The following is an 11,072-nucleotide window of genomic DNA, read 5'->3' as shown; positions in this document are numbered from 1 at the left end:
CCCCGGACCAGGGCTGTCCCGGCCTCTCGGCCTTCGTCGCGCAGGGGTCAGGCGGCGCTGACCCGGCGTCCCGCGGTGGCGCGGACGAGGAGGGTGACCACCAGCACCACGGCGGCGGCGACCAGCGCGGCGATCCCGGCGGGGACCGAGACGAGCTCGCCGGCGAAGCGGCCGACGGCGACCCAGGAGAGTCCCCAGACGAGCGAGAGCATCGGGGCGATGCGGCCGCGGCCGGTGACCGCGATCAGGAGTCCGACGAGCGCGGCGACGGCGAGGACGACGACCGCCCAGACCGCGGCGCCCGGACCGTCCGCGCTGCCGACTCCGGCGCCGACGAGCCCGGCGGTGACGTTCGCGGCCGTGGCCACGCACACCCAGCCGAGGTAGAGCCCGAAGGTGCCGTCCGTCACGATCGCGTCGACCACTCCGGCCGAGCGGGTGGTCCGCAGGATCACGAAGATGCGCGCGAGCACGGCGAGCAGCAGGGCGATCACGACGACGCTGAGCGTCAGGAAGCCGGCCTGGACGACCAGGATCCACGCGGCGTTCAGGAGGAGGCTCGCGGCGGCCCAGTAGCCCAGCCGGCGGTGGCGGGTGCGGGCGGTCTGCGAGGGCAGGAACTGCCAGATCGCGTAGGCGATGAGGCCGGTGTAGATGACGCTCCAGATCGCGAAGGCGGGGCCGTCGGGAGCGATGGGGGTCGAGGACGCGGTCAGGGCGCCGCCGGCCGCGTTCTGGATCTGCGTGCCGCCCGCGGCGCCCGAGCCGATGAAGGAGCCGATGAGGGCGAGCACCGCGCTCACGGCGACGACGACCTGGCGGATCCGGTCGGCGCGGTCGGGGGTTCGTGTGGCGGTCATGTCGCTCCTCCATTAGTCAGCTGGCTGAGTAATGAGAGTAGCGCGGTTCCGCTCCCCGTCCACTGGGGCTTGCGGCAAGGCCCCGACCCTGGAGAGGGCCGGGGCCGGACTCTCAGGCGCGGGCGGCCGCGTACTGCTCGCGGATCACGGGGCGGTGGTCCGGCGCGGGCTCGGCCACCGAGGTGACGGTCCACGTCGGACGCGATCCGGTCAGCGCCCAGGCGGCCTGCACGGCGGCACCGTCGGCCACGTACTCGCCGGGCGTCGGCACCTGCACGGGCACGTCGAACACCTGCGATGCAGCGAGCTGCACGGCGCGGTTCTGCGCGGCTCCGCCGATGAGGAGGATGCGCCGCGCCTCCACTCCCTGCGCGCGAACGGCGTCGAGCCCGTCGGCCAGTCCGCAGAGCATGCCCTCGATCGCCGCGCGGGCGAGGTTCGGTCGCGTGGTCGAGGCGATGGTCATCCCGTGCAGGCTCGCGGTCGCGTCCGGCAGGTTCGGCGTGCGCTCGCCCTCGAAGTAGGGGACCAGCACGAGGCCGTCGGCACCCGGCTCCGCCTCGAGCGCCAGTGCGGCGAACTCGTCGAAGTCGCTGCCGAGCAGGGTCGCGGTCGAGGCCAGCACGCGCGCGGCGTTGAGCGTCGCGACCAGCGGCAGGAAGCGCCCGCTCGCATCGGCGAAGCCGGCGACGGTCCCGGAGGCGTCGCGCACCGGGTCGTCCGTGACGGCGAAGACGGTGCCGCTCGTGCCGATGCTGACGACCACGTCGCCGGGGCCGGCGCCGAGGCCGAGCGCGGCGCCCGCGTTGTCGCCCGCGCCGGGGCCGACGACGAGTCCGCTCTCGGTGCGGCCCGCCTCCTCCGAGGGGCCGAGCACGCGGGGGAGCAGCGGGCGGTGGCCGAGGGCGCGCTCGAGCAGGTCGAGGTCGTAGCCGTCCGCTCCCCAGTACGAGGTGCCGGACGCGTCGGACCGGTCGGTCGTGAGGGCGTCGAGCTGCGGACCGCGGGCGGAGTCGGGGCCGTAGCCGAGCAGGCGCCAGGTCAGCCAGTCGTGGGGGAGCGCGACGGCGGCGACACGGGCGGCGTTCTCGGGCTCGGCGTCGCGCAGCCAGCGGAGCTTGGTGGCGGTGAAGGAGGCGACCGGCACCGATCCGGTCCGCTCCGCCCAGGCCCCGGCTCCGAGCTCCTCGACGAGCGCGGCGGCGGCGGGCGCGCTGCGGGTGTCGTTCCAGAGCAGAGCGGGGCGGATGACGGCGCCGCTCTCGTCGAGGACGACCATGCCGTGCTGCTGGCCGCCGACCGAGATCGCGGCGACGTCGTCGAGCCCGCCGGCGTCGGCGAGGGCGAGCTGCAGCGCCTCCCACCACGCGGCCGGATCGACCTCGGTGCCGTCCGGGTGGCTCGCCCGGCCGGTGCGCACCACGGCGCCGGTGTCGAGGTCGCGGACGACCACCTTGCAGCTCTGGGTCGACGAGTCGATCCCTGCGACGAGCGTCATCGCTGTCCTCTTTCGTTGGGGGGTGCGGGTTCGGGCGTCCGGTGCGGAACCGGGCCGGATGCAGGAGAACGGACGAGACCCCGTGCCGGTGCCGGGGATCTCGTCCGTCTCAGGTCGTCCCGCGGCGGACCGCGGGCTCAGAGGGTGCGGGTCAGCCGCGGGCGCCGAGCAGGTGCTCGGTGGCCAGCTGCTGCAGGCGCACGAAGCCGAAGCCCTTGCCGCCGAGGTAGGCGTCGGCGTCGAACGACTCGTACGAGGCGGTGTCCGCGAGCAGGTCGTCGTACGACTCGCCCTCGTTCAGCGTCGGGGTGGAGAGCTCGGCGACCTTCGCGGCTGCCAGCGCCTCCTGCACCTCGGGGTCGGCGCGGAAGGCCGCGGCGCGCTCCTTGAGCAGCAGGTAGGTGCGCATGTTCGCGGCGGCCGAGTCCCAGACTCCGGTCTCGTCCTCGGTGCGCGAGGGCTTGTAGTCGAAGTGGCGCGGGCCGTCGTAGGCCGGGACGCCGCCGGGGCCGCCGTTCTCGAGGAGGTCGACGAGCGAGAACGCGTTGTGCAGGTCGCCGTGGCCGAAGACCAGGTCCTGGTCGTACTTGATGCCGCGCTGGCCGTTGAGGTCGATGTGGAAGAGCTTGCCGTGGTACAGCGCCTGGGCGATGCCGGCGGTGAAGTTCAGGCCCGCCATCTGCTCGTGGCCGACCTCGGGGTTCACGCCGACGAGCTCGGGGCGCTCGAGGGAGTCGATGAACGCGATCGCGTGGCCGAGCGTCGGAAGCAGGATGTCGCCGCGGGGCTCGTTCGGCTTGGGCTCGATGGCGAAGCGGATGTCGTAGCCCTTGTCGGTGACGTAGTCGCCGAGCAGGTTGACGGCCTCGCGGTAGCGCTCGAGCGCGGCGCGGATGTCCTTGGCGGAGTCGTACTCGGCGCCCTCGCGGCCGCCCCACATGACGAACGTCTTCGCGCCCAGCTCGGCGGCGAGGTCGATGTTGCGGAGGACCTTGCGCAGCGCGAAGCGGCGGACGTCGCGGTCGTTCGAGGTGAAGCCGCCGTCCTTGAAGACCGGGGCGCTGAAGAGGTTCGTGGTGACCATCGGCACGATGAGGCCGGTGGACTCCAGCGCGCCCTTGAGGCGATCGATCTGGGTCTGGCGCTCGGCGTCGGTGGAGCCGAAGGCGAACAGGTCGTCGTCGTGGAAGGTGAGGCCGTACGCGCCGAGCTCGTCGAGCTTCTCGACCGCGTGGACGACGTCGAGCGGCTCGCGGGTCGGGCCGCCGAACGGGTCCGTCCCGTTGTAGCCGATGGTCCAGAGGCCGAACGAGAACTTGTCGGCGCGGGTGGGGGTCAGGGACATGGGATCCGAATCCTTTCCGGCGACGTCGCCGAATTGTTGTTGAGCCCAACATATCTCCTGAGGATCGAGAGGCGCAACGAGCGGAAGGCCCGGCGCGTCGCCCTCCGGCCCCATCGCGGGTGCCGCCCGCTCGTGCCGCGGAACCGCTCGCGGAGCGGGCCGGTGCCCGGGGAGGACGTCGCGAGGATCGCTTGCGCAAGCGCTTCGACTGTGCGTACAGTCGCTCCAGCACGACCGGTCGAAGCGCTTCGAAGCTCGACCGCGACCGACGACGACGTCCGGCAGGAGGAGCCATGGCGACCATCCACGACGTGGCCCGCGCTGCCGGAGTCTCGATCAGCACCGTCTCCTACGCCCTCTCCGGCAAGCGCTCGATCGCCGCCTCCACACGGCAGCGCGTCGACGACGCGGTGCGCCAGCTCGGCTACCGGCCCCACGCGGGAGCCCGGATGCTCGCCGGGGCGCGGACCCACATCCTCGCCCTCTCCGCCCCGATGCGCGGCGAGCTGCACCTGCCGACCCACATGCGCTTCGTCACCGAGGTGCTCGAGCGCGCCCGGGAGTCGGACTACGACGTCCTGCTGCTCGTCACCGACGAGGCCTCCAGCGGCATCGGGCGCGTCTCCTCCTCCTCGCTCGTCGACGGCATCGTCCTGATGGGCGTCGACGACGACGACGACCGCGCCGAGCTGATCCGCGCGGCCGGGGTCCCCGCCACCTTCATCGGCGTGCCCGCCGACTCCCACGATCTCGCCTGCGTCGACCTCGACTTCGCCGAGGCCGCCCGCCAGAGCGTCCGCCGGCTCGCCGAGCTGGGCCACCGCTCGCTCGGCCTGCTCGAGCACCCGCAGTCCTACACCGACCGCAACGCAGGCTTCGTCCGCCGCTTCGACGAGGCGTTCCGCGCCGAGGCCGCAGCGCTCGGAGTCGAGATCGCGGTCGAGCGCCCGCACATCGGCCGCCCGAGCGCATCGGCCGCGATCGACGCGATCCTCGCCGCACCCGTCCCGCCCACCGCGCTCGTGCTGCACTGCAACGAGCCCGTGGCGGAGGCGGCGATCGAGCGCGTCCTCGAGCGCGGCCTCTCCGTCCCCGGCGACCTGTCGATCCTGGCGGCCTGCGCCAGCTATGACGGCGGCGCCCTCCCGGTCCCCACCAGCAGTCTTCCCCTCCCGTTCGACGCGATGTGCCGAGCGGCCGTCGCGCGGACCCTCCAGCAGATCGACTCCGGCCGCACCGTCGGCGTCGAGCTGCTCCCGCCCTCCTACGTCGACCGCGGATCCCTCGCGGTCGCTCCGACCGGCGCTCCGGTGCCGGCGGTCCCGTCCGGCGCTCCCGCGCCAGCCTCCCTCTAGTCCTCCACCCTCTTCCTGCCCGCTCCGGCTCTGCGCACTGTCGAAACGCTTCGACACCACGCCCCCGCGAGAGAGCGCTCCCTGCACCACCTCCGCAGCACCACCGCACCGTTCGAAGGAGAACCACCGCAATGTCGCTCCGATCCCGCTCCGCCTTCCACCGCCCGACCGCCGGTCTCAGCCGGCGCAACCTCCTCGCCGGCGGAGTCGGCCTCAGCGCGATGTTCGCGCTGGCCGCCTGCTCCGGTGGCGGCTCCGACGCCGGCTCCGACGCGCTCTCGACCACGGTCGACGGCGCCGGCCGCACCCTCACGCTCTGGGACTTCGAGACGCCCGACAGCGACCGCGGCATCGCGTGGCTCGCCGCCCGCGACATCTTCACCCAGGAGACGGGGGCCGAGATCGCGTACGAGTTCAAGGCCTTCGAGCAGCTGCGCACCGGCGCCAGCCAGATCTTCAACTCCAACTCGGCACCCGACGTCGTCGAGTACAACAAGGGCAACGCGACCAGCGGACTCCTCTCGAGCCAGGGCCTGCTCACCAACCTCGACGAGGCGGTCGCGTTCTACGGCTGGGACTCGCTGATCCCCGGCGCGCTCCAGACCACCGCGAAGTACGACGAGAACGGGATCATGGGCTCCGGCTCCTGGTACGGCATCCCCAACTACGGCGAGTTCACCTTCGTCTACTACAACAAGGACGCCTTCGCCGCGAACGGCCTCGAGGTCCCCACCACCTACGAGGAGTTCACGGCCGTCCTCGACGCCTTCGTGGCCAAGGGGATCACCCCGCTGGCCGAGGCCGGCGCCGAGTACCCGTTGCAGCAGCTCTTCTACCAGCTAGCGCTGCTGAAGGCCGACCGCTCCTGGATCACCGACTACCAGACCTACACGGGCGAGGTCGACTTCGAGGACGCGGCCTGGAGCTACGCGGCCGACCAGCTGAAGACCTACGTCGACAAGGGCTACTTCTCGGCCGACGCCTCCGGGCTGAAGGCGGAGGACGCGGGCACGGCGTTCATCTCGGGCGAGTACCCGATCTTCTTCTCGGGCTCCTGGTGGTTCGGCCGCTTCAAGACCGAGATCACCGCATTCGAGTGGGACACGTTCCTCTTCCCGGGCGCCGAGTTCACGATGGGCTCCGCCGGCAACCACTGGGTGATCCCGGAGACGGCGACGAACAAGGACCTCGCCTACAAGTGGATCGACATCACGATGCGACCCGAGATCCAGAACCTCATCGGCAACAACGGAGGCATCCCGCTGGTCGTCGACGAGAGCGCCATCACGGACGAGAAGAGCAAGGCGCTGCTTGCGCAGTGGAAGACGGTCATCGACGGCGACCAGCTCTCCTTCTACCCCGACTGGCCCACCGCGACCTTCTACGACGACCTGGTCGCCGCCACGCAGGAGCTCATCAACGGCTCCTCCGACGAGTCCGCCATGCTCTCCGACCTCCAGGCCAAGTACGACGACGGAGTCGCCGACATCACGTGACGCGGAAGCGTCACGTGATGTCGGCCACGGCGGCCGGCCCCGCGCCTGCAGGCGCGGAACGGCCGTGGAAGACCTGAGGACGTGACGGCGACCCCTCGAGGGGGTCGCACGAACACCGCCGAGCCTCCACCCCCCCCGCTGGATGCCGCTCCGGTACGCGACACGCCGTCGCCTCCGTACCGGAGCGACATCCCGCGGCAGCACACCCACGACCCCGTCCGACCTAGGAGTACCCATGACGACGACAGCACCTCGTCGCGCGGAGAGCGCGCCGCCTCCCACGACGCCGCCCCGCGAGAAGCGCTCCGGCGGCTACTGGCTCTACCTGATCCCCGGGTTCGTGCTCTTCACGTTCATCGTGCTGATCCCGCTGATCTGGAACGTCTACATCAGCTTCACGTCCTGGCGCGGCATAAAGCCGCCGATCTTCATCGGCCTCGACAACTGGATCGAGCTGATGGGCGACGACCAGTTCTGGACCTCGTTCCTCAACTCGGTCTACATGATCATCGCGATGGTGATCGTCCCCACGATCCTCGGACTCCTGCTCGCGGCGATCCTCTTCGATCTCGTCGGCAAGAAGTTCGGCGGGCGCCTGGCGAGCTTCCTCCGTGCCACCTACTACCTCCCGCAGATCCTGCCGACCGTCATCGCCGCGATCGTCATCGGCTGGATCCTCCGCCCCGACAACGGCGCGCTGAACTCGATCCTCGAGGCCGTCGGGCTCGGCTCCCTCTCGCACGACTGGCTCGGCAAGCCGGACACCGCGATGCTCTCGATCATGGTCGTGATGATCTGGGTTCAGCTGGGCTACCCGGTCGTCATCTTCATGGCGGCACTGCAGCGCGTGGACCCCGAGCTCTACGAGGCGGCGGAGCTCGACGGGGCGAACTGGTTCCAGCGCTTCCGCTGGATCACGGTCTCGATCATCCGGCCCGAGATCTTCGTGGTCACCCTCACCTGCACCATCGCCGCGCTGAAGGTCTTCGGCCCGATCTACGCCCTGACCCGCGGCGGCCCCGGCGACTCCACGATCGTCCCCTCCTACTACTCGTACACCGAGTTCTTCCAGAAGCAGCAGGTGGGCTACGGCGCCACCATCGCGACCGCGCTCACGATCGTCATCGTGATCCTCGCCGTGCTGTTCATCCGCGCCCAGGAGCGCGTCGAGCGCAGCGAAGGAGCCCGCTGATGTCGGCCATCGAGACCCTGCCCCTCACCCAGGCCGGCACGCAGGACGCGGACCTCTCGTCCTCCCGTCCCGCCAAGCCCGCGAAGGGCACGACGAAGCGCACCCTCGGCGACTGGGTGATCCTCGCCGTCGCCGTGGTGATCGGGCTCGTGATCATCAGCCCGGTGCTGCTGATCCTGCTCAACTCCTTCAAGACCCCCGCGGAGTACTCGGCGAACGGCCCGCTCGCCTTCCCGACCGGCCTCTCCTTCGACGGCCTCTCGACCTTCTGGAGCCGCGTCGACTTCCCCGAGAAGCTCGGCAACTCGATCCTCATCTCGGGGTCGGTCGCGATCCTCGCCGTCGCCCTCTCGGTGCTGAACGCCTACGCGATCGGCATCGGCCGGGTCCGCGGCCGGAGCTGGATCATCGTCCTGTTCCTGCTGGCGAACATGCTCCCGCAGGAGGCCCTGCTCTACCCGCTGTACTACATGTTCAAAGCGGTCGGGATCTACGACACCCAGCTGTCGGTCATCGTCATCTTCACCGTCATCCAGTCGGCGTTCGGCACCTATCTGCTCTCGAGCGTCTACGGCACCTTCCCGAAGGAGATCCTCGAGGCCGCGGCTCTCGACGGCGCCTCGAAGTGGCAGGTCCTCACCCGGGTGATCGTCCCGATCTCGCGGCCCACCCTCTCGGTGCTGATGATCTTCTTCTTCATCTGGACCTGGAACGAGTTCCTCATCCCGCTGGTCTTCCTGGTGAGCGACGCGACGCAGACCGTCCCGATCGCGATCTCGAGCCTCCAGGGCGACAAGATCATGGACGTCACCACGACCAGCGCGAGCGCCCTCCTGGGCCTTCTCCCGACGCTGATCTTCTTCCTGATCTTCCAGCGCACCCTCACCCGCGGCATCACCGCCGGCGCGGTCAAGTAGCCCTCTCTCCCTCCGTCGGCGCCTCCCTCACGGGATCCGCCGGCGCGCCATCGAAAGGCACCCCCATGAAGTTCACCGACGGGTTCTGGCAGACGCGGGCCGGATTCACGCCCCTGTTCGCGCAGGAGGCGTACGACATCCGCACCGACGGCACCTCGCTCGAGGTGATCGCCCCGACCCGGGTCATCCAGGGCCGCGGCGACGTCCTCAACCGGCCGGCGCTCACGGTCACGGTGTCCTCGCCGGCCGAGGGGGTCGCGCGGGTGCGGATCGAGCACTGGCGCGGGACGGCCTCCCGCCCCGGCTTCGAGCTGGCCGGGGGCGACGTCGGAGCGGCGGAGGTGACGGAGTACGGCGGCGTGCTGCGCACCGGCGACCTCGAGGTCCGGATCAGGCAGGGCGCTCCGTGGTCGCTGGAGTTCTGGGACACCTCGACCGGCACGCGCCTCACCGGCTCCGGGCACAAGGCGCAGGGCTACCTGACCGGACCGGACGGAGCCGCCTACCTGCACGAGCAGCTCGACCTCGGCGTCGGCGAGCTGGTCTACGGGCTCGGCGAGCGCTTCGGCCCCTTCGTGAAGAACGGCCAGACCGTGGATGTGTGGAACGCCGACGGCGGCACCTCCTCGGAGCAGGCCTACAAGAACGTCCCGTTCTACCTCTCCAGCCGCGGCTACGGCGTGCTCGTGAACGATCCCGGCCTCGTGTCGTTCGAGATCGGCTCCGAGGCGGTCGAGCGCGTGCAGTTCTCGGTCGGCGGCGAGGCGCTGGAGTACCTGGTGATCCAGGGCCCGACGAAGAAGGACGTGCTGCGGCGCTACACCGGTCTCGCGGGCCGCCCCTCCGTCGTGCCCGCCTGGAGCTACGGGCTCTGGCTGACGACCAGCTTCACCACGAGCTACGACGAGGAGACGGTGAACTCCTTCATCGACGGCTTCGCGGAGCGGGAGCTGCCGCTGTCGGCGTTCCACTTCGACTGCTTCTGGATGCGCGAGTTCCAGTGGACCGACCTCGAGTGGGACCCGCGCACCTTCCCGGACCCGGAGGGGATCCTCGCCCGCCTGCACGAGCGCGGGCTGCATACCTGCGTCTGGATCAATCCGTACATCGCGCAGGCGTCGCCGCTGTTCGCCGAGGGGCGCGAGAAGGGCTACCTGCTCAGAACGGCCTCCGGCGACGTCTGGCAGTGGGACATGTGGGTCGCCGGCATGGCGCTGATCGACTTCACGAATCCGGAGGCGACCTCCTGGTTCCAGGAGAAGCTCCGCGTCCTCGTGCGCCAGGGCGTCGACTCCTTCAAGACCGACTTCGGCGAGCGGATCCCGTCGGAGGGCGTCGTCTGGGCCGACGGGACCGACCCCGAGGCCATGCACAACTGGTACACCCAGCTCTACAACCGAGCGGTGCACGAGGTGCTCGAGCAGGAGCTCGGCGAGGGCCGCGCGGTCCTCTTCGCCCGCAGCGCCACGGTCGGCGGGCAGGCGCTGCCGGTGCACTGGGGCGGGGACAACACCTCCTCCTACGTGTCGATGGCCGAGACCCTGCGCGGAGGCCTCTCGCTCGCGCTGGGCGGGTTCGGCTTCTGGGCGCACGACATCGGCGGCTTCGAGGGAACGCCCGATCCCGGAGTGTTCAAGCGCTGGCTCGCGTTCGGCCTGCTCTCCTCGCACTCGCGGCTGCACGGATCCTCCTCGGTGCGCGTGCCGTGGGCGTTCGACGAGGAGGCCGTGGAGGTCACCCGGCTCTTCACCCGGCTGAAGCTCTCGCTGATGCCCTACCTCTTCGCGGCGGGGGCGGAGGCGGCGAGCACCGGCGTCCCGATCATGCGGCCGATGGCGCTCGAGTTCGAGGACGACCGCAGCGCCGCCCACCTCGACACGCAGTACCTGCTCGGGCACGACCTGCTCGTCGCTCCGGTGTTCACCGAGGACGGCACGGTCGAGTTCTACCTCCCGCGCGGGACGTGGACGAGCTGGTGGACGGGCGAGCGGACCGTCTCGACGGGGGAGTGGCGACGCGAGGTCCACGGCTTCGACTCGCTGCCGCTGTACGTGCGCGAGGGCGCGGTGATCCCGGTGGGGGCCCGCCAGGACTCGGCCGAGTACGACTACCTCGACGGGCTCGAGCTGAGGGTGTTCCCGGGGCCGGACGGAGCGACGCCGGTCCGGGTCGTCGCGCACGACACGGGGGAGGAGACGGCGTTCACCGTGACGCGCTCCGGCGGCGACGTCTCGGTCGACGGCCCGGCCGGCACCTGGACCTGGGTCGAGGCCTGAGCGGCGCCCGCCTGCTGATCGAGCAGCGGGCGCAGCCCGCCCCTCGAGCACGTACAGCGGCAGCGAGTCGAAGCCGTGGACCTCGCGTCGCCACTCCCCCGTCGAGACGGTCCGCTCGCCCGTCCACCAGCTC

General features: G+C 70.9%; 8 protein-coding genes. 5 read left to right on the top strand and 3 right to left on the bottom strand.

Translation table 11 applies throughout. The annotated features are described in order from the left end of the window. Positions 1-47 precede the first annotated feature (47 nt). The 3 genes from C5C36_RS10305 to xylA all read right to left on the bottom strand — a co-directional run bounded on the left by C5C36_RS10305 (position 48) and on the right by xylA (position 3,703). Positions 48-860 carry a tryptophan-rich sensory protein gene (locus C5C36_RS10305; RefSeq protein ID WP_104224878.1) on the bottom strand — a complete coding sequence of 271 codons (813 nt, stop codon included), beginning with the start codon at positions 858-860 and terminating at the stop codon, positions 48-50. A 112-nt stretch (positions 861-972) separates the two neighbouring features. Continuing rightward, entirely contained in the window at positions 973-2,358 is a 1,386-nt protein-coding gene (xylB, locus tag C5C36_RS10300) for a xylulokinase (protein WP_104269666.1), read from the bottom strand. A gap of 151 nt (positions 2,359-2,509) precedes the next feature. After that, positions 2,510-3,703, bottom strand: a complete 1,194-nt coding sequence (gene xylA / locus C5C36_RS10295) for a xylose isomerase (protein ID WP_104224876.1) — start codon at positions 3,701-3,703, stop codon at positions 2,510-2,512. A gap of 293 nt (positions 3,704-3,996) precedes the next feature. Between xylA and C5C36_RS10290 the strand changes: the two genes are divergently transcribed. The 5 genes from C5C36_RS10290 to yicI all read left to right on the top strand — a co-directional run bounded on the left by C5C36_RS10290 (position 3,997) and on the right by yicI (position 10,939). Beyond that, positions 3,997-5,058: a LacI family DNA-binding transcriptional regulator gene (locus C5C36_RS10290; RefSeq protein ID WP_104309696.1), complete on the top strand. Its 1,062-nt coding sequence runs from the start codon at positions 3,997-3,999 to the stop codon at positions 5,056-5,058. A 131-nt stretch (positions 5,059-5,189) separates the two neighbouring features. Beyond that, entirely contained in the window at positions 5,190-6,554 is a 1,365-nt protein-coding gene (locus tag C5C36_RS10285) for an ABC transporter substrate-binding protein (RefSeq protein ID WP_258072256.1), read from the top strand. Positions 6,555-6,789: 235 nt separating this feature from the next. Then, on the top strand, positions 6,790-7,746 hold the full coding sequence (locus tag C5C36_RS10280) for a carbohydrate ABC transporter permease (RefSeq protein WP_104224874.1): 957 nt from the start codon (positions 6,790-6,792) through the stop codon (positions 7,744-7,746). Continuing rightward, the gene (locus C5C36_RS10275; RefSeq protein WP_104256489.1) at positions 7,746-8,663 is read left to right on the top strand and encodes a carbohydrate ABC transporter permease; all 918 of its coding nucleotides are present in this window, start codon (positions 7,746-7,748) and stop codon (positions 8,661-8,663) included. Before C5C36_RS10280 ends, C5C36_RS10275 begins: the two co-directional genes overlap by 1 nt. Before the next feature lie 65 nt (positions 8,664-8,728). After that, positions 8,729-10,939, top strand: a complete 2,211-nt coding sequence (yicI, locus tag C5C36_RS10270) for an alpha-xylosidase (protein ID WP_104309695.1) — start codon at positions 8,729-8,731, stop codon at positions 10,937-10,939. The last annotated feature ends 133 nt before the right edge of the window (positions 10,940-11,072 follow it).

The organism is Rathayibacter sp. AY1G1 (assembly GCF_002932095.1).
GTDB lineage: Bacteria > Actinomycetota > Actinomycetes > Actinomycetales > Microbacteriaceae > Rathayibacter.
This window is presented reverse-complemented; position numbering and strand designations above follow the sequence as displayed.